The sequence below is a fragment of the Gammaproteobacteria bacterium genome, from assembly GCA_013151035.1.
Classification (GTDB): Bacteria; Pseudomonadota; Gammaproteobacteria; order JAADJB01; family JAADJB01; genus JAADJB01.
The window spans coordinates 16940-37253 of the sequence record JAADJB010000018.1 but is presented as its reverse complement, the minus strand read 5'-3'; the positions used below and the strand labels follow the sequence as shown (position 1 = coordinate 37253).

Below are 20314 nucleotides of genomic sequence, written 5' to 3'. Positions count from 1 at the left end.
AATTACTCGCCGAAATCGACCTTTTCTGCTTCAATACCCAGCTCTTTTTCCAGCTTATCCAGGCGCCGCAACTGGTTTGCCTCGTTCTTTATCCTGGACAGCTTCAGTTTCATTGGCGCATTACCATACCAGTGCGTCCAATCCGGGCTAAAGTGATAGGCTCCTTTCCAGGCATGGACTAGATCAAACTTATACAACTCAAAAAACAGCGCCTCGATACCGGATGTCTGCTCATAAAGCTGATGCCCGGTCAGCATCAATTTCTTACCCACGAATGGATTCTCTGGTCTATCCTCCGGCATCGGATTCAACAAGCCATCACTATGAAGTGATTTAATCACTTTGATAGCCTCACCCGCAACAGCATCACTGGCAATTTTGATACCATCCGCAACCGATAGCTTATGTTCGGCAAAACGCTGTGAATGACAGTTCATACAGATAGAGACCATCTTGGCACGTTCACGTTTGAATGTTCCTACGGTAATCTCATTCATCAAGATACCATTAGGGTTTTTGCTGTATCCCGCACCGGTATCCTTCTTACCGATAAACTTGCCCTGTGAGGCACCACCTAAGGTCAGACCCTGACTGACATCATGATTACCGGCCTTCATGTGGCAGGTGACACAAGTCGGCGCGCGACCACCCTCTTCAAACCCCTTACCTTCTATATCAAAAATGACACCGTGTTTTGACGATTCATAATAATCCAGCTGCGCATGATCCGGCCCCATATGACAAGTGCCACAGGCAGCCGGCTCAAGTGCCTCTTTAGGATTAAACTTGTGACGAGAATGACAGGAATCACACTTATCTTCGACACTGTGGCAACCACCACAACTGGCCTCTTTCATTTCTTCATACTGGGCAAGGAAACGACCCGCACCGCCACCTTTACCACCCGATGCTACCTTGATACTCCAGGCGATAGAATGTTTACCTGCACGATGCTGCATAGTCTCGGAGGCATGACAGGTTCCACAGGTATCAGGGGTCGGCATAATAAGGTTGCTGTGATCGTTATGACAGCTTTCGCAGCCGACACCCTTCTCATAATGCCTGCTTTCTTCCCAATCCTTCACCGCAACAGGTGTCAACACCTTGTGACACTTGACGCAATCCTTACCTGCGCCCTCGATAATAGGCGGAATGTATTTCTTAGGATTGCTATAGCCATCCTTTACCACCTTCCATTTTTCTGTCATCGCCACACCACGTTCAGGGTAGTGGACAATAGGTCTGGGGACATCATCAGCCGCAACGACTGCCCGAAGAAAAATAATATTAAAAATGGCTAGCAAAATAATCGAGGCAAAACCCCGTAGCAAGCTGTTACTCATGACGCACCCTTAACCCTGATTTCAAGAAGATAGAAATGTATTTTTTTACTTATCCTTAAAACCTCTAGCACAATCTATGCCATAAGCATAAAAGCTTATTAATCAAAAGGGTATGAAACTCTCTGCTAGCAGGCCCGCACTATAAGAAGGCAGCAAATTCAAACCCGCATATAAATTGTACTAATTTGGTGCGCAACAGGCACAACAATCCAGAGGAAAAGGTATTCCCACATTAACAGGAACTTAATACCCACTTGGCACTCATACTGTTAGAGTGCTAAAATACAACTTATTATAGATATTAAACGGAGTGAGCCATTGCCATGAGTAATGAATTAGCCATTAAAAATCAAGACTTTGCCATGTTAATCCCCAATGGCAATCTGAGTGGTTATATGCAGACAGCCAGTCGTATCGACATGCTGAGTGCAGAGGAAGAACAGGATTTGGCGTGGCGCCTGTTTAATCATGGCGATATTGATGCGGCGCGAAAAATGGTTTTGTCTCATCTACGTTTTGTTATCCATATTGCGCGCGGTTATAACGGCTATGGCCTACCCTTAGGTGACCTGATTCAAGAAGGTAACGTAGGTCTGATGAAGGCTGTTAAACGCTTTGACCCCAATGTTGGCGTGCGTCTGGTATCCTTTGCCGTGCACTGGATTCGCTCCGAGATCCATGAATTTATCCTCAAGAACTGGCGCATCGTAAAGATTGCTACCACCAAGGCTCAACGCAAATTATTCTTTAACCTGCGTTCTGCCAAGAAACGTCTGGGCTGGTTCAGTCACGCAGAGGTCAATACCGTTGCCGAGGAACTAGGCGTAAAACCCGAAGTCGTACTGGAGATGGAAAAACGCCTTAGCGGCACCGATATCGGCTTTGATCTACGCAACGAGGAGGATGACGAACAGGCATCATTCTCAGCCCCCGCCAGTTATCTACAGGATCAGCGTACCGATCCGGCACTGGAGATTGAACTTCAGGATACCGAGGATCAAGACAAACAACAGCTCTATCGCGCCATGAAACAACTGGATGAACGTAGTCAGATCATCTTGCAGCAACGCTGGTTAGGCGAGAAAAAGACCACTCTGCAAGACCTTGCAACACGCTTCGGGGTATCCGCTGAACGTATTCGCCAACTGGAAAAGAACGCGATGAATAAGCTCAAGCTCCAGATTACGATATAATTCGAGGCCTCCAGACGGAGGCCTTTTTTATAACACGAAAAAACCCCTATGAACCCAAACGACTATACCCTGCCCGAGCTATCCCCGGCACAGCAAAAACGACCCATTATCTGGCTTAACCTGGGACTGGTCGCCCTGGTTGCAGCGGGTCTGTTTTCCTTATTGCTGGTGCTTTCCCGTACCCCAGGGATACAGGACATCATCCCCTGGACTGATTTTTTTCATACCGCACTGATTGTTCATGTTGATCTCTCGGTATTGATCTGGTTCCTGTCCTTTGCCGCCCTGCTATGGAGTATACAACAGGCACAATATGCACCCACATTAGAAAAGGTAGCTCTAAGCCTGGCGATCCTCGGTACCAGCGCCATTATCATCGCGCCGTTTACTGGCGAAGCACAACCTCTACTCAATAACTATATCCCGATCCTGCAACAACCCCTGTTTCTACTTGGCCTAGGTCTATTTATCAGCGGCATTGCACTACAACTGATACCCGTTTTATTGCACACAACGACACCGCGTAGCACAACCTATACCGCCTCTCAAGCCCTGCAATTTGGCATCCGCAGTGCATCACTGACCACCCTCATCGCATTACTGATCTTCATTTACTCATACCTCACCCTGCCTAGCGACCTGATCGGCAAAACCTATTTTGAATACCTGTTCTGGGGAAGCGGCCATGTGCTGCAATTCACCCACAGCCTGATGATGCTGGTGGCCTGGTTATGGATCAGTCAAGGCAGTGGAGTCCCGTTAAACATCGCGCCAAAGACAACCCGTTTATTACTGGCACTGTGTCTGCTACCTGCCTTTATTGCCATCCCGATCTCACTCGGCAGTGAGACCTATAGCCTGGAACACCGCATCAATTACACCGAACTCATGCGTTGGGGCGGACTGACCAGCCTGCCACTTGGTCTGATCATTGCTTACTATTTACTGCGTGCAGACAAGGCCAGCGGTGCACAGCGTCCGATTAGAAACGCCCTCATCTGCTCCGTTCTGTTATTTGCCACCGGCGGTGTTCTCGCCTTTATGATCCACGGTATCAATGTCGTTATCCCCGCCCACTATCATGGCTCTATCGTAGGCATCACCCTCGCCTTCATGGGACTCGGCTACCTGTTATTACCCAAACTGGGCTTCAGCGCACCCGATACCAAACTGGCGCGCATACAACCCTACGTCTATGGCGGTGGTCAACTGATGCATATCCTCGGGCTTGCCTGGTCGGGTGGTTACGGCGTGCAACGCAAGACCGCCGGTGCTGCACAAGGCCTGGATCAACTACCCGAAATAGCCGGTATGGCCATGATGGGGCTGGGTGGTTTAATTGCAATCATCGGCGGCCTGTTATTCCTGATCGTTATGATTCAAGCGATGATAAAGAAACCACGGTAGGGTGCCGCACCGCGCACCAAAAAACTCGCCATTCTCGCGCAGGCGGGAATTTTTCTAAGCCATCTGTGTGACATAAATCAGAGCTTACCCTAAATAAACCTCATACCGGGTACTACGACCACCGCCTGTTTGCTTAAATACGCCTATCTCCGTCAGGTACTGCAAATCACGTGCAGCCGTTGCTTTCGATGCACCGGTAATGGCCACATATTTTTTGGTACTCATGCCACCTTCAAAGCCATCTATTCCCTTTTCTAACATGCGTCGAATTACTTTTAACTGACGTTCGTTAAGTTGGTTTTCAAATTGATCAAAGAATTTTGTTTTCTTAAGTATGAATACTATATTTTCTTCGGCTCTGGTTTGCGCTTCAATAATGGTGCTTAAAAAATAAATTATCCACTCTGTTATCTCGTTTGATCGCTGCGCTGTTTTCAATGCGTTGTAATAGGCCTTCTTATTTTTTTCTATAGTTTCAGACAGGCTTAAAAGAATAGGACGACCAAGATTTTGTGATAGCGCTTTTTCAGATAACGCTCTACCTATACGTCCATTTCCATCTTCAAAGGGATGGATACTCTCAAAATATAAATGTGCAATAGCAGCGCGTAGAACAGGATTTTTAATCTCATTTTTATCACCCAGTGCAGTGCTATTGAACCAGTTTATAAACCGCTCCATCTCTTCCGGTACTTTTTCAGAAGCCGGAGCTTCAAAATGAACCTTCCATTTACCAATAGGGCCAGAGACAACCTGCATGGGTTCTTCGTGGGTTCGCCACGCACCAATTTCTATTCGTCTATGTTGACCCGATAACAACATTTTATGCCAATCAAAGAGTTTTTCTTTGGTTAGTGTTTCCTTGAAACCATTATGAATATCGACCATAAGGTCTGCGGCACCTTTGGCACGTTGGTCTGCAACAGATTCTTTATCTTCATCCAGACCCAGATTATGGCGGATAGAGGACATCACCTCAGAACGATTTAGATACTCCCCCTCAATTTCCGAAGTCTTAACCGCTTCAGAAACCATAAGATTGATAATTGCTTCCGTTTTCATGGGGTCAGGCAGACCTTTCAAAAGACCGCTAACATACCCCGTTTTCTCCGCAAAAACGAATGAAACATCCTGAAATCTGGAAATATCATAGTGAAAATCAGGCCAGTCATCTTGTTGCCAATTGTACTTCATGAGGTGAATATACCGGCTATTCACCTCATAATCAATAAAACCATGAGGCGAATGGCCGGTATATTCACCCAAAGTCATCAAGCAAAGATTAAGGAACCCCTGATCAATAGTAAGTATTCAACCCATTTTTTTTATTTGTCCCTCTGGAGTGAGTTGCAACATATCTTTCCCCTGCTGCAACAAGAAATCCAGAAAAGTGCGTGCGACCAGCGATAATTTTTTACCTTTCAGGTGCACCGCATACCAGCGATAGAACAATGGAAAACCTTCTACATCCAGTATCGCAATATGCTCACCCGCCAACTCCAGGCGCAGGTTATGTCTGGATAAAACTGATATTCCAAGACCCGCCATAACAGCTTGTTTAATGGCTTCACTGCTACCCAGTTCCATGTAAGGCTGCACCTTCAAACCCTGTTCGGCAAACAGGCGATCTATTGCTAAACGTGTCCCAGAACCCGTTTCACGCACCAGAAAGCGTTCTTCACTCAACTGTTCAAGTGAAATAGATGTCTTTTGTGTGAGCGGGTGATGAGGACTGGCAACAACCACTAACTCATTATCAATAAAGGGGTAAGCCTCTACCGCCAGGTCAACGGGAACCTGTCCCATTATTAATAAATCATCCTCATTAGACTTCAGACGTTCAAGCACCCGAGAACGATTTGTTACCTTCAACATGGGCTTTACCTCAGGATGTTGTGCAATAAAAGCCCCCAGCAAGTGCGGCATAAAATACTTGGCAGTGGTAATAACCGCAATGCGCAATGGCCCTTTAACCACACCTTCCAGTTCAGCGGTTGATTCACCCAATGCCACCATACTGCCAAGGATACTCTGGGCCGAGGCATAAACCTCATCACCGACAGCCGTGGTATGAAGATGATTAGCCACCTTCTCCAGCAAGGGATAGCCAATGGTCTCACTCAGTTTTTTAACCTGCATGGATACCGTCGGTTGAGATAGATGCAACTCCTCAGCCGCACGGGTGTAGCCTTTAAGACGCACTACAGCCTCAAAGATCTGCATCTGGCGCAGGGATACATGGCGAATAAGGTTTTTAGCTGTTGAATACACCATAGATAAAACCCTATATATAAAATAGAAACTATTGATTATTATTTATACCCCTGTTTTAGCATAATGTCTAGCACGCGGTAACTACCGCGCCATAACTCATTTATTGATCACTGGAGAACATAATGGCTAAAACCTATGACGCGGGAGTAAAAGCATACCGCGAAACTTACTGGATGCCGGACTACACCCCGAAAGACACGGATATCCTGGCCTGTTTTAAGGTTACACCACAAGATGGTGTCCCTCGTGAAGAAGTTGCCGCTGCCGTTGCAGCAGAATCATCAACTGGTACCTGGACTACGGTATGGACCGATCTACTGACTGATCTGGATTATTATAAAGGTCGCGCTTACGCAATTGAAGACGTGCCAGGTGATGATACCTGTTTCTACACCTTTATCGCCTACCCGATTGACCTGTTCGAAGAAGGCTCTGTTGTTAATGTAATGACCTCTCTGGTTGGTAACGTATTCGGCTTTAAGGCACTACGCGCACTGCGTTTGGAAGATATCCGTTTCCCCATCGCTTATGTTATGACTTGTAATGGGCCACCACAGGGTATCCAGTTAGAACGTGACATCCTGAATAAATATGGTCGTCCAATGTTGGGTTGTACGATTAAACCTAAACTGGGTCTGTCGGCTAAAAACTATGGTCGTGCCTGTTATGAAGGTCTGCGTGGCGGTCTTGATTTCACCAAGGATGATGAGAATGTTAACTCACAACCCTTCATGCGCTGGCGTGCCCGTTTCGATTTCGTAATGGAAGCGATTCACAAAGCCGAAGCCGAAACCGGTGAGCGTAAAGGTCACTACTTAAATGTAACTGCCGCAACCTCTGATGAAATGATGAGACGTGCTGAATACGCGAAAGAAATCGGCGCACCGATCATCATGCATGATTACATCACCGGCGGCTGGTCTGCGAATACACAGTTAGCACAATGGTGTCAGAACAACGGTATGTTGTTACACATTCACCGTGCTATGCATGCGGTACTCGATCGCAACCCGCACCACGGTATTCACTTCCGCGTATTAGCCAAGATCTTACGTCTGTCCGGTGGTGACCATCTGCACTCAGGTACGGTTGTTGGTAAGTTAGAAGGCGACCGTGAAGCAACACTGGGCTGGATCGACCTCATGCGCGATTCATTCATCAAAGAAGATCGTTCACGCGGTATCTTCTTCGACCAGGATTGGGGCGCGATGCCAGGCGTACTGCCGGTTGCCTCTGGTGGTATCCATGTATGGCACATGCCGGCACTGGTTAACATCTTTGGTGATGATTCCGTACTGCAGTTTGGTGGCGGCACATTAGGTCACCCCTGGGGTAATGCAGCGGGTGCTGCGGCTAACCGTGTCGCGGTTGAAGCCTGTGTAGAAGCACGCAACACGGGACGTGAGCTTGAGAAAGAAGGTAAAGACATCCTGACAGCAGCAGCAAAACATAGCCCTGAACTGGCCGCAGCAATGGAAACATGGAAAGAGATCAAGTTTGAATTTGATACTGTTGACAAACTGGACGTATCTCACAAGTAATTTTTTAATTGTCAGGTCGGGAACCAGGATCAGGTTCCCGACCTGACTAACAACAAAATAGTTAACTCTATCTGGAGCAATAAAAATGCAAGATTATGAATCAAGTTTGAGTAATACCTCAAGCCGCAAGTTTGAAACATTCTCATATCTGCCACCGATGACAGCTGAGCAGACGCGTCAGCAGATCGAATACATCGTCAGCAAGGGCTGGAACCCAGGCATCGAACACACCGAACCAGAGAATGCTAATGGCCATTACTGGTATATGTGGAAACTGCCCATGTTTGGTGAAACCGATGTTGATGCAATCCTGAAAGAGGTTGAAGCTTGTCATACCGCTCATCCAGACAACCACGTTCGTCTGCTGGGTTTTGACAACTTCGCTCAATCAGCGGGCGCGTCGATGGTTATATATCGTGGAAAAACTGTGTAACGGCACATATCACCCCTGAGTTTCACAATCGCTGCCCCGTTAACTCAAGAGACAGGGATTGCGTTTCTCTATCAGAGAAGCGTGATTCATGCCTCGAACTTACCAGATAATTTCACAGGTGAAATAATCATGAGCAAACCAGATAAATATATCGGCATTGATAACGAAATCAATGGTGGCATGACCAGTATTGGCAAGATCATCCGTGATGGCTGGATGTTTGGCCTCATCGAAGAAAACGAAACTTGTGAAGGCTGGAACCTGGCCGGGATTGACGCTTTGTTGCAAAAAGTGAATACCGAGTGGGATAAGCACGGCTGTTTGGTCAGCCAGTTACCCGATCCATTAGCACAGCGTCACCAAAGAATTTATGCATTGGCCAGACAAAAGGCAAAAGCCGCAGGCTGGTCAGGCGAATGCGAAACCAATGACGAAGACGAATAAACTCAAACACAAGTGTAAGCAGGTGCAACTATGACTGATACAAGAGTAGATCCAGAACAGTACATCATCAAGGATGAACCTTACTACGAAGCCATTGGTAAAGAGATAGAACTCTACCAGGCCGCCTACGATGTACGTATGCCAATGATGTTGAAAGGCCCCACTGGCTGTGGTAAATCCCGCTTTGTCGAATACATGGCATGGAAACTACAACGTCCATTGATAACCGTCGCCTGTAATGAAGATATGACCGCATCCGATTTAGTGGGACGTTTTCTGCTCGATAAAGACGGCACCAAATGGCAGGATGGCCCACTGACCATGGCTGCACGTATCGGTGCCATCTGTTACCTTGACGAAGTAGTAGAAGCACGTCAGGACACCACCGTTGTCATCCATCCACTAACCGACCATCGCCGCTCTTTACCGCTGGACAAAAAAGGTGAACTGATCAAAGCGCACCCGGATTTTCAGCTGGTAATTTCTTATAACCCCGGTTATCAGAGTTTAATGAAAGATCTCAAACAATCCACCAAACAACGTTTTGGTGGGCTGGATTTTGATTACCCGGAAACCGAACTGGAAGTCGCGATTGTATGCAAAGAATCTGGCGTGGACAAAGACATTGCAGAAAAACTGGTACAGATCGCACACCGTGCCCGTAACCTGAAAGGTCACGGTCTGGATGAAGGTATCTCCACCCGTCTGTTGGTTTATGCTGGACAGCTAATCAACAAAGGTGTTGATGCCGAGGCCGCCTGTAGTATTACCATGGTAACGCCATTAACGGATGATCCTGATATGCGCGACACCCTGAATGCTGCTGTACAGACCTTCCTGGGCTAAAAAACAAACCACCCAATAGGGTATACCGCTATGTCGTCTATCAAACTTGAAGATTATGCAGAATTTCTGGAGCAGGCAGCACCAGAGATAAGGGATATTCTTGATAGCACTTTTCACGAAGCTGCACGCATCATGTCACCTGCCGGACTAGGCGATTATATGGACGGTGCCCGTGCACTAAGTAATCTTCGTCGTGGCCCCGACCTTGTTATCACCTACCTGGAAGAAATGCCATTAGTTGCCAAAGAGTGTGGCGAAGATATTATCCCCGACTGCATTACCGCTGCCATGAAGGTTTCATCAATGACCTCGGGCGAGGTCATCACCCTGATGTTTTCCAGCTTGCCGACTGTAGCCAAACGCCTCGGTGATGCCCAACTGGTACGCGGTTATCTCACCCTGATTCATCAGTTAGCGTCAACTGCTGCGCGTGGTTTACGACCCATGCTAAGCCACATTGATGAACTATTATCAAAGTTAACCCTGAGCGGTCTACGGCGCTGGGCGAATTTTGGTGCGCAGGCCTATCGTCGCGACTTTAATAACCTGACTTCCTATTTCAACCTGGAGTCAGCGGATAGCCGCGCTATGCTGGAAAAAGAACGCCGTGGCGTACTGTTTGTTAAAGTACAACGCAAATTGAACTTCTACCTGCGTGCCTTGTGGGGGCGTGATTTTTTCATTCGTCCAACGGGTGCTGACTACACTGATTTTCGCCCCTATGTCGAAGATCGCATTCTCTATGTACCCGATGCCCTCGATGACGTAGCAGACATCGCTGGTCTCGAACTGTATCGTGCCACCGTCGCACACATGGCATCGCACATGATCTACACCAGTGCCTCCATGTCAGCCGAACAACTCAGCCCGGCACAGATGTTTTTCATCGGCCTGCTGGAAGATGCACGCATCGAATACAAGGCTATCAATAGTTTCCCCGGTCTGAAAAAACTATGGCGATCATTGATGCAGGCTGAGTATAAAGAATCTGTCGAACACGAAACGGTACCTGTGCTGGAAAATCTGGCACTACAACTACTGGATAGCAGCATAAAAAATGATGATGAAGCACTCAACAACTTTGTTGAAAAGTTTCATGCCAGTATCGAACATAACCAGGATGATAACCACTTCGCTTGGCTGATGGGTGTCGAGTTATATAATATATTCGCTAGTCGCAAAGCGGTTCCCAGCTTGCGTATTCTGGAACGCTACCGCATCCCTTATCGTGATGATAATCGTATTATCTGGCACTTCGAAGATATCAACTGGGATTCAGGAATTGAATACATGGCGGCCAGCCAGCGCCAGGTTCGCCGTCAGGTTAGCCCGCTGATGATGGCACATGAAGTCGACTGTGAACTGGCTGGTAATGATGCGCAGGAGATATGGACTTGCTCGGATTTAATGCGTTTCTATGAAGACGACCTGACTGATAACGCCAAAAGTTTTAACGCTGAATGGGGCAAAGAGCCGGTATCTGATCCCTTCCATTATCAGGAATGGGATTACCAGATTCAGCTCCATCGTCCGGACTGGGCGACAGTGTATGAACGTCGTCTGCCTAAAGGCAACCCGGAGGATATTGATAATATTCTCACCGAACACAAACCGATTGCACATCGCATTCGACAAATCATCGACCTGCTAACCCCGGCTGGTGTACAACGCCAACGTGGTATGGAAGACGGCGATGAGATCGATATTAATGCGGCAGTAGATGCCATGATATCACTACGCATGGGTGAACAACCCAACCCACGCATTACCATGCGCAACGTGTTAAAAACCCGTGATCTTTCCGTTGTAGTATTACTCGATCTATCCGAATCCACCAATGAAAAGGTGGGTGACTCGGATAAAACTATCCTGCAACTAACGCGTGAAGCGGCCACTCTGGTTGCCACTGCCATTGATGGCATTGGTGATCCCTTCGCGCTACACGGCTTTGCCTCTGATGGTCGCCACGATGTGCAATATTATCGCTTCAAGGATTTTAATCAGCACTTTGATGACGAGGCTAAATCACGTCTCGCAGGCATGACGGGAGGCTTATCCACTCGCATGGGTGCGGCGCTGCGCCATGCTGGACACCACCTGTTAAAGCAACAGGAGCGACGCAAACTTATCCTGCTGGTCACCGATGGCGAGCCAGCCGATATTGATGAACAGGATCCACAGCATTTACGCCATGACACCAAAAAGGCCGTCGAAGAATTATATTCCACCGGCGTTCTCACCTACTGCCTGACTCTGGACCCACATGCCGATAGTTATGTGAAACGTATTTTTGGTGAAAATAACTATACCATAATCGAACATGTCGACCGTCTACCCGAGCAACTGCCATTATTGTTTGCCAGTCTTACCGGGTAATGAATTAAATCACGAGGGAACAAACGATGCCAGTCGTTGATATGAAAGATATGCTACAACACGCCTACCAACATGGTTACGCAGTAGGTGCCTTTGAGGTAACCAACCTGGATTCTTTAGAAGGCATCATGATGGCAGCAGAACAAGCGCGCGCACCTGTGATCCTGAGTCTGGCTGAATCACACTTTGAATATTATGATTTTGAACTGCTGATTCCTGCGGTAGAAGTCGCAGCAAAACGCTCCCTGGTGCCAGTAGCCATTCATTTTGATCATGCTACCAGCCTTGAGTCCGCAGTCAGAGGCATTAATCAAGGCTGTAATGGCGTACTTGTCGATCTCTCTCACCAGGACTTTTCTGAAAACACCCGTACAACTAAACAGGTGGTTGATACAGCACATGCCTGTGGCATCGCAGTGGAGGGTGAACTCGGTTACATCCCCGGTGTTGAAGGGCAAGGTGCTGAACACTATCCCGGTGATCTTGCCTATACCTCAGTGGCAGAGGCCAAGGCCTATGTAGAACGAACCGGGGTGGATTTTCTTGCGGTGTCCATTGGTACCGTACATGGACACATGAAGGGCAAACCCAGGCTGGACTATCAACGCCTGAAACAGATTAATGAATCACTGGGTATTCCGCTGGTTATACACGGTGGTAGCGGTCTATCGGATGACCAGTTTCACCGCTTGATTTGCCACGGCGTAGCCAAAATCAACTGTTTTACTGCCTTATCGGATGTGGAGGAAAAACAACTCAGGAAAAACACAAAAAAAACGTCTTCTAATGGATACACTCGCGTGCAGAAAGACATTAAACAGGCTATTGCCGCCGAGGTTGAACGTTGCATGCGCCTGTGGGGGGCAGCAGGACGAGCGGCCGAGGTATTGACCCGATGTCAATCGTGGACACCGGTTGAACATATACTGATTTACAAGGCTGAAGGTATAAACCTGCCCCAGGTTGAAACAATAATGGCAGAGGGTTGCCGGATGTTTTCTTCCATTCCCGGCGTGCGTGAAGTTTTTATAAGTAAGGCAGGACAAGACAGTACACAGCAGCAATACACCTGGCTGGTACGTTTTTGTCACTCAAAGATAGCGGACAATCACCAACAACACCCGGCCTATATAAGTTTTACCAACAATCTATCCCGTTCAACAGCGGAGAAATGCAGTAGCATTAATTTCCAGGCAGCAGTTTAGGTAGGATGCGCACTGCGCAGTAAAAAACTCACAGCTGTGATTGCAAATAATTCTGCAAACCAATTTTATCAATCAAACCCAGTTGTTTCTCCAACCAATAGGTATGATCTTCCTCAGTATCTGCCAGCATTACCTCAAGGATCTCACGCGTCTGATAATCACCCTCTTGCTCACAACGGGCAATCGCCTTTTTGAGGGCGGCAATTACGCTTTGCTCCAATCCAAGGTCATTGCGTAGCATTTCGGGCACATCACCGCCAATATGAAGCGCACTACGACTGGACAGATCTGGCTTACCTTCCAGAAACAGGATCCGTTTAATCAACAGATCAGCATGTTGCTTCTCATCATCCATCTCATGATCAATACGTTCATACAGCTTGGAGAAGCCCCAATCATCAAACATGCGTGAATGAATAAAATACTGATCCATCGCAGTCAGTTCACCGGCAAGGAGTTCGTTGAGGGTATCAATAATTGCGTTATTACCTTTCATTGTTCTTGCTCCTTACATCATTGCCTGTAAATAGTTTTTAATACCCAATTTGTCGATCAGGGTTAATTGGGTCTCCAACCAGTCCAGATATCCTTCTGTGTATTCCAGCATATCCTCCAATAGGTCGCGGCTGACATAATCACCGACTAACTCACACTGAGGAATCGCCCGTACCAATTCACTTCGCATACGGATAACAAGGGCCAGATCGCTTTGTAACATTTCCTGCGTATCTTCACCGATCAGTAACTTACCCAAATCTTGCAGGTTCGGCAAACCTTCCAGAAAGAGCACCCGCTCAATCAAATCATCGGCCTGCTTCATCGCCTTAATAGAGGCCTTATAGGTATGCTCATTCAAACCACCCAGACCCCAGTGTTTATACATACGGGCATGGAGGAAAAACTGATTAACAGCGGTAAGCTCATTCTTCAACAACGGGTTGAGGAGCCTTGTTATAGATTGATCACCTTGCATCATCGATTCCTTCAATAATTAGTCGCTGGCAAGCATTGCACCAGCTAATAACGTGGCAGGCACCTGTTCAATAAAAGGGACATGAACACTGGTCTTCATTCTGTGTTCTTTCAACATCCCCCTGGCACATTGTCCACATTGTCCACATTGGTTCGCGACACCCAGTTCCTTACGCAAATCGTACAAGGAACTCGCCCCGTCCTCAATTGCAGCATTAATCTGTTTATCTGTGACCTGGTTACAAATACATATGTACATAGTGAGACCTTTAACGAATAAGGTCTCATTAAAACACGAATGAGAATGATTATCAATAAGGTCTTACTTAAAAAATCAGCCACCACCAGACGATCCACAGCCACCACAGGAACCCGAGCCACCGGTGACAGCAAAGGCATTATTAAACACAAAACTGGCACCCGTCGGGCGATCAACATAATCAATCTCCACACCCTGCAGAAATCCCATCGCAACCACATCGACATAAATCTTGAAACCATCCATCTCAAGCACACGATCCTGCTCCGAACAAGCATCGGTAAAGGTCATGCCATAACCCATGCCACCACAACCTCCACCCGAGACAAAAACGCGAATCGCTTCCAGGTCATCATCCGCCGACTGAAACAGTTCAGCCATCTTGCCCTCAGCCATTGCGCTTAAAGAAAGTTCATCCTTCGATATTATCTTGCTAAAAGTATTTACTGATTCACTCACCATCGTTTCCTCTTTAAAAACCATAAAATGATAACTGAGAGGGAGTTTAGCACTTCTTGAGTAAAAATCTGGCATTGAAGTTATATGGATTTTAACAGCCACCTAATCTAAATGAGAATGATTTGTGTTTATATTGTTTTTATACTAGAATACACACATCCTTAATCCACATTAATAACAATGGAATAAAAAATGAAGCTATCCAAACCTCTTTCAGCCCTCATCGGCAGCCTCTTGATCAGCTCCACAGCGATCGCTGCCACCAACACACCAAGCCTGGAGGAGATGTGGAATCTTATTCAACAACAACAACAGGAAATTCAGACTCTGAAGGCCTCCTTAAACCAGACCCGCAACGAGGTCGAGGCCAGCGCCGATATCATTGATGAGATCAGCACCGTTAGCCCCACCACAGTCAGCAAGACCCAGGTCGGCGGTTATGGTGAGCTTCATTACAATAGTCTAACCAACCAGGCAGTGGGCGGTGGCGACAACAAAAACACCGTCGATCTTCATCGCTTCGTTATGTTCCTGAACCATCAGTTCAACGACAAGATTCGCTTCTTCTCCGAACTGGAAGTTGAACACGCCATGATTGAGGGCGCAACAGGTGGTGCCGTTGAGATGGAGCAGGCCTTTCTTGAGTTTGATATTAGTCCGGAAACCCGAATACGTGCGGGTATGCAGCTGATACCTGTTGGCATCATTAACGAGACCCATGAACCCAATACCTTCTATGGTACCGAACGCAACCCTATTGAAAAGAACATCATCCCCACCACATGGCGTGAAGCAGGTGCCATGCTCAAAGGTCGCTGGGGCGCAGGTTGGAGCTATGATCTGGCCTACACCTCCGGCCTGGATCTATCGGCTGCTAACACGGTACGCAGTGGACGCACCAATGTATCCAATGCCCCGGCTAAATCAGGCCTGTTCAGTGGTCGCATCAAATGGGCTGGCTGGAAGGGTGTCGAGTTAGCAAGCACCCTGATGTATCAGGATGATTACAATCAGGGTCAACTGGCAAGCAAGGGGCAGGCACGGCTATGGGAGACCCATGCCGTAGTACAGCGTGGACCTTATAGCCTGCGCGCACTGTATGCTGACTGGAATCTTAGTGACAAGACCAGCGGTTATGACCGTCAAACCGGTTGGTACATCGAGCCCTCCTACAAGATTAATAGCCAATGGGGGCTGTTTACACGTTATAATCGCTGGGATAATCAGGCGGGTGACAGCACCGACAGTGTCTACAAACAGCTGGATATTGGTGCCAATTACTGGCCTCACAAAGATGTTGTCGTCAAGATTGATTATCAAAACCAAAAAACACCCACCGGCAAGGACGAGTATGATGGTGTTAATGTTGGACTTGGTTACCAGTTTTAATCCATTATCAGGGTAAACCCTCTTATGAAACGAAGTATAATGAGACCTTTGCACAATACAATCACGAGTAAAAATGACTGAAATCTCACTGCTTTTCGTTAGAAAATTTGTCAATAGCTCGCTATTAACTGCGTTTCCTGCCTCGATCAGTAAAATTTCAGCTCATTTTTCTTTCGCGCCGGTATCATGCAAAGGTCTCATATTGCTTCTTTGTCTACTATCCCCCATCGGTCAATCACTGGCCGATGAGGTTTATCAAAAACCAAGAGACTTCATCAAAGAGGTGTTCGCAGGGGTATCCCCGCTCTCCCATACGCTATGGGTTACCAAAGATCGTCGTCAGACCGTTGAAGAAATTCTCGGAGAACGACCTAGAAGTCTACGTGTGCGCTTCTGGGAATATGGCGCACGTAGTGCCTGGATTCTTGATGCGACAGGCAAGGATCATCCCATTACTGCTGGCATTGTGGTTAATCAAGGCAAGATCGAACGCGTCAAGATACTGATCTTCCGTGAGAGTCGTGGCTGGGAGGTGCGCCACGCCTTCTTTACCGATCAATTCATTGATGCAAAGATAACCAAAGAACATGTACTCACCAAAGATATTGATGGTATTTCAGGGGCCACCCTGTCTGTTCGTGCCGTCACTGCAATGGCACGTCTGGCTCTGTATTATAGTAACGAGATAAAGAAACAACTATGACCCGCAAGCAAGCAGGGCTAAAGGTTAAGCTCCGATCCATCTATCTGTGGCATCGCCACATCGGTGGCATCGCTGCAATCCTTGTCCTGATTCTGGCAATCACGGGTATCCTGATCAATCACAGTCAAACACTGGAATTCAACAAAAATTACATCCAGTCCAGCGGGTTACTCAATTGGTATAATATCCATCCACCTGCCCTGGGACCATCCTATGCCTTACCGGAACATAGCCTGAGTCAATTAGGTGAATATATTTATCTGGATACAACCCCCGTCACACAACATGCAGCACCCTTAATCGGTGGTATACAGCAGGACGAGGAAATCATTATTGCCACTCGGCAACAACTTATTATCACCACTTTACAGGGAGAGCTCATCGAGATACTGGACGAAAGTTCCGGCTTACCCGAAAACATTGAGGCGATTGGTAGCGATCATTCAGGGAGAATTATTCTCAAGAGTGCAGGGGTTAACTACCGTGGACATATCGGTGACTTTACCTGGGAAAGAGTGGATAATCTGGCACCACCATCAGGAAACAGTCCTGCTGCCATTTCAGACGAGATGCGCACAAGGATAGAAGATAATTATATGAACCATATCCTGACGGTAGAACGTGTATTACTCGATCTGCATAGCGGTAGAATACTGGGTAATGCTGGAATATGGTTGATGGATATTGCCGCCATCCTGCTAATATTACTCAGCCTGAGCGGTAGTTACTTGTGGTGGAAACAAAAACAAAAACACTTGAAGAAAAAATAACTTCCCATTAAATCCAGACCTTGTGATGGTGCGTAATACGCACCCTACCCAATATACAATCAACCAAAAATCAGGTGCTCCAGAGCCTTTAGCGCATCCTTATAGACATCACGTTTGAACGAGACCACCTCATCCAGTGGGTACCAGTAATCCACCCAACGCCAGTGATCAAACTCAGGGGTATCGGCATGAGTCAAACAGATATCCTGTTCCTCACCCGTTAGACGTAGCATAAACCAGACCTGTTTCTGCCCAATACAGAGTGGCTGGCTATTCCAGCGAATATAACGCTCCGGCAGTCGATAACGCAGCCAACCATCGGTTGATCCAATAATCTCAACATGCTTCGGGCGCAGACCCACTTCTTCAAAAAGCTCTCGATACAGCGCCTGCTCCGCACTCTCGCCCTGCTTGATCCCACCTTGAGGAAACTGCCAGGCATCCTGACCAATCCTTCTTGCCCACAACACACGACCTTCTGCGTTACTCAGGATGATACCTACATTCGGTCTGTATCCTTCCTCATCAATCACAACAACCTTCCCACTAATTCGTGCATCTAATACCTTAATAATACAAGGCGGTGGCGAAAACGCTAGTCTATTTATCCTTATCTACACTTTTCCAGTTCACGAATGCGTCATAACAAGGTAGGATGCCCATTTTGAACCCTGTTATATTGAAGAAGAATCGCCATGCCCCTTGCCCTGTTCGATCTGGATAACACCCTGTTAGCAGGTGACAGTGATTATCTCTGGGGACAATTTCTGGTTGAACAGAATATTGTTGATCCCATTGAATTTGCAAAAGAAAACAAACGATTTTATATCGAATATGAACGCGGTGAACTGGATATCAAAGAGTTTCTGGCATTCCAGTTAAAACCACTAGGCACACACAACAAAGAACAATTACATCGCTGGCGCGAACAATTTCTGCATGAAAAGATTGATCCAATCATACTGCCTGGCGCGCGCGATTTATTAAAAACACACACGAACAAAGGGGATACTCCCCTTATTATCACCGCAACCAATCGTTTTATAACCGGCCCCATTGCCGAGATATTCGGGGTAGAGCACCTGCTGGCAACCGAGGTCGAAATACGCGATGGAGAATATACCGGCCAGTCAACCGATACCCCCTGTTTTCAACAAGGTAAGGTCGAACGCCTGGAACGCTGGCTGGCAGAACACGATGTCACACTAGATGACAGTTTCTTCTACAGCGACTCCCACAACGACCTGCCACTATTAAAGCTAGTCAGCCATCCCGTAGCGGTTGATCCCGATGACATACTAAGAGAATATGCCAACCAACAAGGCTGGCCGATTATCAGCCTGCGCTAACTACATTAACAGCCTTTTGCTCCAACCAGGCATTGATATTATCTACCACCTGCACACATATCTTCTGCGTATTTGTAGCCTCATCACCCGTTAAGCCAGGCACATTACAAATAATCACACCACGCTCTTTAGCCGCAACCTTATCAATATGGTTCGTACTATCCCCCGCCGCAACAATCAATTGTAGCTTATAGGTCTCCTTGATAAATTGCGCTGTAATCGGCGCATTGACACTAATAACAATATCCGAACGCCAGCAACGATCCTCAATCTCCTCTTCATCCAGCGAGAGAAATTGTAACCAGCTAAACTTCGGCAGATTTACCCCCGGAAAATCAGCCTCACCCACCAACTGCGCACTATCAATCATAACTATATTCATTATTCATACCTCTATTGGTGCGTGGTACGCACCCCACCTCAAAAACTATAACCGCTAGAGATAGGTGGGTCGTTCCTCTTTATCATAGACCCTTGCCCGCATGGACGCGGGCATGGAGCCACCAGGGATGGTTTCACGGCGCGTCTATGATAAAAAGGAGCGACCCACCTATCGCGGATGTATATCTCCCATTTCCCAACAAAGTACCCGATTATTAGCCGGCATCTCATAATCCCCACACAAAGACATCCCCTGTTCATTAGCTAATTGATCCAACGCCTCAAAGTCACGAATCCCACTCACAGAATCCCGTTGCTTTAACCAGACATCAAAACTACGATTACTCTCACTGGTGTACTCACCCTGATAATTAAAGGGTCCATACAAGATCAATAAACCACCCGCAGACAAAAGACGACCCACACCCGAAAACAGATTAACCACCGATGACCAGCCCATAATATGCACCGCATTCGCCGAAAACACCACATCACAATCCAGCACAGGCCAATCCACCTGATCCACATCCAGATTCAATGCTTGCCGAACATTCGCTAAACCAGACGCATCAACCCACTGCCGAATACCCGCATGATTATCATCCCGATCACTGGTGTGCCACACCAGATGCGGCATCTGCTCAGCAAAAAACACCGCATGCTGACCCGTACCACTGCCGATTTCAAGCACTACACCAACATCCGCCAACAAAGGGCGAATAACGTCAATAATGACATCTTTATTCTGCTCGCAAGACTCAGCATAAGGCTTCATATTCATACTCAACTATTCATGGTGCGTGGTACGCACCCTACCCTTGTCATTCCGCGTAGGCGGGAATCCGGCGTTACCTCTGCCCCATTAACTCAAGAGACAGGAATTGCTCCTTTCTATCAGAGACCCTTGCCCGCATGGACGCGGGCATGGAGCCACCATGGATGGTTTCACGGCGTGTCTCTGATAGAAAGG

Annotated in this window: 22 protein-coding genes; 12 read left to right on the top strand and 10 right to left on the bottom strand. The window is 47.2% G+C overall.

Going from position 1 to position 20314, the window contains the following annotated elements:
• Positions 1-2: 2 nt before the first annotated feature.
• The gene (locus GXP22_04270; protein ID NOX08696.1) at positions 3-1343 is read right to left on the bottom strand and encodes a hypothetical protein; all 1341 of its coding nucleotides are present in this window, start codon (positions 1341-1343) and stop codon (positions 3-5) included.
• Between the two features lie 323 nt (positions 1344-1666).
• Here GXP22_04270 and rpoH point away from each other — a divergent pair, with 323 nt between their 5' ends.
• A complete protein-coding gene (gene rpoH / locus GXP22_04265; protein NOX08695.1) occupies positions 1667-2536 on the top strand; it encodes an RNA polymerase sigma factor RpoH in 870 nt (289 codons plus the stop codon).
• A gap of 48 nt (positions 2537-2584) precedes the next feature.
• A complete protein-coding gene (locus tag GXP22_04260) occupies positions 2585-3943 on the top strand; it encodes a cytochrome C oxidase subunit I (protein ID NOX08694.1) in 1359 nt (452 codons plus the stop codon).
• Between the two features lie 84 nt (positions 3944-4027).
• On the opposite strand, the gene GXP22_04255 is transcribed toward GXP22_04260, so the two are convergent.
• Together GXP22_04255 and GXP22_04250 are read right to left on the bottom strand one after the other, a co-directional pair.
• Positions 4028-5137 carry a Fic family protein gene (locus GXP22_04255; protein NOX08693.1) on the bottom strand — a complete coding sequence of 370 codons (1110 nt, stop codon included), beginning with the start codon at positions 5135-5137 and terminating at the stop codon, positions 4028-4030.
• 117 nt (positions 5138-5254) lie between these two features.
• A complete protein-coding gene (locus GXP22_04250) occupies positions 5255-6217 on the bottom strand; it encodes a LysR family transcriptional regulator (GenBank protein ID NOX08692.1) in 963 nt (320 codons plus the stop codon).
• 119 nt (positions 6218-6336) lie between these two features.
• On the opposite strand from GXP22_04250, the gene GXP22_04245 reads away from it, so the two are divergent.
• The 6 genes from GXP22_04245 to GXP22_04220 all read left to right on the top strand — a co-directional run bounded on the left by GXP22_04245 (position 6337) and on the right by GXP22_04220 (position 13062).
• A complete protein-coding gene (locus GXP22_04245; protein ID NOX08691.1) occupies positions 6337-7758 on the top strand; it encodes a form I ribulose bisphosphate carboxylase large subunit in 1422 nt (473 codons plus the stop codon).
• An 85-nt stretch (positions 7759-7843) separates the two neighbouring features.
• Positions 7844-8191, top strand: coding sequence for a ribulose bisphosphate carboxylase small subunit (locus tag GXP22_04240; protein NOX08690.1), 348 nt, complete (start codon positions 7844-7846; stop codon positions 8189-8191).
• A gap of 129 nt (positions 8192-8320) precedes the next feature.
• Positions 8321-8635 (top strand): hypothetical protein, encoded by a 315-nt coding sequence (locus GXP22_04235; GenBank protein ID NOX08689.1) that lies wholly within the window; start codon positions 8321-8323, stop codon positions 8633-8635.
• 30 nt (positions 8636-8665) lie between these two features.
• Positions 8666-9481, top strand: a complete 816-nt coding sequence (locus GXP22_04230) for a CbbQ/NirQ/NorQ/GpvN family protein (GenBank protein NOX08688.1) — start codon at positions 8666-8668, stop codon at positions 9479-9481.
• A 30-nt stretch (positions 9482-9511) separates the two neighbouring features.
• Positions 9512-11857, top strand: a complete 2346-nt coding sequence (locus GXP22_04225; GenBank protein ID NOX08687.1) for a VWA domain-containing protein — start codon at positions 9512-9514, stop codon at positions 11855-11857.
• Positions 11858-11883: 26 nt separating this feature from the next.
• Positions 11884-13062 carry a class II fructose-bisphosphate aldolase gene (locus GXP22_04220; protein NOX08686.1) on the top strand — a complete coding sequence of 393 codons (1179 nt, stop codon included), beginning with the start codon at positions 11884-11886 and terminating at the stop codon, positions 13060-13062.
• A 28-nt stretch (positions 13063-13090) separates the two neighbouring features.
• On the opposite strand, the gene bfr (GXP22_04215) is transcribed toward GXP22_04220, so the two are convergent.
• The 4 genes from bfr (GXP22_04215) to GXP22_04200 form a co-directional block, all read right to left on the bottom strand.
• Positions 13091-13558 carry a bacterioferritin gene (gene bfr / locus GXP22_04215; GenBank protein NOX08685.1) on the bottom strand — a complete coding sequence of 156 codons (468 nt, stop codon included), beginning with the start codon at positions 13556-13558 and terminating at the stop codon, positions 13091-13093.
• Between the two features lie 12 nt (positions 13559-13570).
• Positions 13571-14035: a bacterioferritin gene (bfr, locus tag GXP22_04210; protein ID NOX08684.1), complete on the bottom strand. Its 465-nt coding sequence runs from the start codon at positions 14033-14035 to the stop codon at positions 13571-13573.
• Positions 14036-14053: 18 nt separating this feature from the next.
• Positions 14054-14293, bottom strand: coding sequence for a bacterioferritin-associated ferredoxin (locus tag GXP22_04205; GenBank protein NOX08683.1), 240 nt, complete (start codon positions 14291-14293; stop codon positions 14054-14056).
• Between the two features lie 75 nt (positions 14294-14368).
• Complete coding sequence (locus GXP22_04200; GenBank protein NOX08682.1) at positions 14369-14755, bottom strand: iron-sulfur cluster assembly accessory protein; 387 nt, start codon at positions 14753-14755, stop codon at positions 14369-14371.
• A gap of 189 nt (positions 14756-14944) precedes the next feature.
• Between GXP22_04200 and GXP22_04195 the strand changes: the two genes are divergently transcribed.
• The 3 genes from GXP22_04195 to GXP22_04185 all read left to right on the top strand — a co-directional run bounded on the left by GXP22_04195 (position 14945) and on the right by GXP22_04185 (position 17614).
• On the top strand, positions 14945-16141 hold the full coding sequence (locus tag GXP22_04195; protein ID NOX08681.1) for a porin: 1197 nt from the start codon (positions 14945-14947) through the stop codon (positions 16139-16141).
• 73 nt (positions 16142-16214) lie between these two features.
• On the top strand, positions 16215-16844 hold the full coding sequence (locus tag GXP22_04190) for an FMN-binding protein (protein NOX08680.1): 630 nt from the start codon (positions 16215-16217) through the stop codon (positions 16842-16844).
• Complete coding sequence (locus tag GXP22_04185; protein NOX08679.1) at positions 16841-17614, top strand: hypothetical protein; 774 nt, start codon at positions 16841-16843, stop codon at positions 17612-17614. The genes GXP22_04190 and GXP22_04185 overlap by 4 nt, the downstream gene beginning before the upstream one ends.
• A 59-nt stretch (positions 17615-17673) precedes the next feature.
• Here GXP22_04185 and GXP22_04180 read toward each other — a convergent pair whose 3' ends face one another.
• On the bottom strand, positions 17674-18147 hold the full coding sequence (locus tag GXP22_04180; protein NOX08678.1) for an RNA pyrophosphohydrolase: 474 nt from the start codon (positions 18145-18147) through the stop codon (positions 17674-17676).
• A gap of 162 nt (positions 18148-18309) precedes the next feature.
• Here GXP22_04180 and GXP22_04175 point away from each other — a divergent pair, with 162 nt between their 5' ends.
• The gene (locus GXP22_04175) at positions 18310-18963 is read left to right on the top strand and encodes an HAD family hydrolase (protein ID NOX08677.1); all 654 of its coding nucleotides are present in this window, start codon (positions 18310-18312) and stop codon (positions 18961-18963) included.
• Here GXP22_04175 and GXP22_04170 read toward each other — a convergent pair.
• Both GXP22_04170 and GXP22_04165 read right to left on the bottom strand, forming a co-directional pair.
• Entirely contained in the window at positions 18950-19345 is a 396-nt protein-coding gene (locus GXP22_04170; GenBank protein ID NOX08676.1) for a hypothetical protein, read from the bottom strand. The two genes, GXP22_04175 and GXP22_04170, sit on opposite strands and share 14 nt — an antisense overlap.
• 168 nt (positions 19346-19513) lie before the next feature.
• A complete protein-coding gene (locus tag GXP22_04165) occupies positions 19514-20125 on the bottom strand; it encodes a DUF938 domain-containing protein (GenBank protein NOX08675.1) in 612 nt (203 codons plus the stop codon).
• Positions 20126-20314: the final 189 nt, after the last annotated feature.

Bases quoted from the DNA above. Each gene is read 5' to 3' on its own strand.
- GXP22_04270 (NOX08696.1), bottom strand. From the start codon at position 1,343: ATGAGTAACAGCTTGCTACGGGGTTTTGCCTCGATTATTTTGCTAGCC.
- rpoH (NOX08695.1), top strand. From the start codon at position 1,667: ATGAGTAATGAATTAGCCATTAAAAATCAAGACTTTGCCATGTTAATC.
- GXP22_04260 (NOX08694.1), top strand. From the start codon at position 2,585: ATGAACCCAAACGACTATACCCTGCCCGAGCTATCCCCGGCACAGCAA.
- GXP22_04255 (NOX08693.1), bottom strand. From the start codon at position 5,137: ATGAAGTACAATTGGCAACAAGATGACTGGCCTGATTTTCACTATGAT.
- GXP22_04250 (NOX08692.1), bottom strand. From the start codon at position 6,217: ATGGTGTATTCAACAGCTAAAAACCTTATTCGCCATGTATCCCTGCGC.
- GXP22_04240 (NOX08690.1), top strand. From the start codon at position 7,844: ATGCAAGATTATGAATCAAGTTTGAGTAATACCTCAAGCCGCAAGTTT.
- GXP22_04235 (NOX08689.1), top strand. From the start codon at position 8,321: ATGAGCAAACCAGATAAATATATCGGCATTGATAACGAAATCAATGGT.
- GXP22_04230 (NOX08688.1), top strand. From the start codon at position 8,666: ATGACTGATACAAGAGTAGATCCAGAACAGTACATCATCAAGGATGAA.
- GXP22_04225 (NOX08687.1), top strand. From the start codon at position 9,512: ATGTCGTCTATCAAACTTGAAGATTATGCAGAATTTCTGGAGCAGGCA.
- GXP22_04220 (NOX08686.1), top strand. From the start codon at position 11,884: ATGCCAGTCGTTGATATGAAAGATATGCTACAACACGCCTACCAACAT.
- bfr (NOX08685.1), bottom strand. From the start codon at position 13,558: ATGAAAGGTAATAACGCAATTATTGATACCCTCAACGAACTCCTTGCC.
- bfr (NOX08684.1), bottom strand. From the start codon at position 14,035: ATGCAAGGTGATCAATCTATAACAAGGCTCCTCAACCCGTTGTTGAAG.
- GXP22_04205 (NOX08683.1), bottom strand. From the start codon at position 14,293: ATGTACATATGTATTTGTAACCAGGTCACAGATAAACAGATTAATGCT.
- GXP22_04200 (NOX08682.1), bottom strand. From the start codon at position 14,755: ATGGTGAGTGAATCAGTAAATACTTTTAGCAAGATAATATCGAAGGAT.
- GXP22_04195 (NOX08681.1), top strand. From the start codon at position 14,945: ATGAAGCTATCCAAACCTCTTTCAGCCCTCATCGGCAGCCTCTTGATC.
- GXP22_04190 (NOX08680.1), top strand. From the start codon at position 16,215: ATGACTGAAATCTCACTGCTTTTCGTTAGAAAATTTGTCAATAGCTCG.
- GXP22_04185 (NOX08679.1), top strand. From the start codon at position 16,841: ATGACCCGCAAGCAAGCAGGGCTAAAGGTTAAGCTCCGATCCATCTAT.
- GXP22_04175 (NOX08677.1), top strand. From the start codon at position 18,310: ATGCCCCTTGCCCTGTTCGATCTGGATAACACCCTGTTAGCAGGTGAC.
- GXP22_04170 (NOX08676.1), bottom strand. From the start codon at position 19,345: ATGAATATAGTTATGATTGATAGTGCGCAGTTGGTGGGTGAGGCTGAT.
- GXP22_04165 (NOX08675.1), bottom strand. From the start codon at position 20,125: ATGAATATGAAGCCTTATGCTGAGTCTTGCGAGCAGAATAAAGATGTC.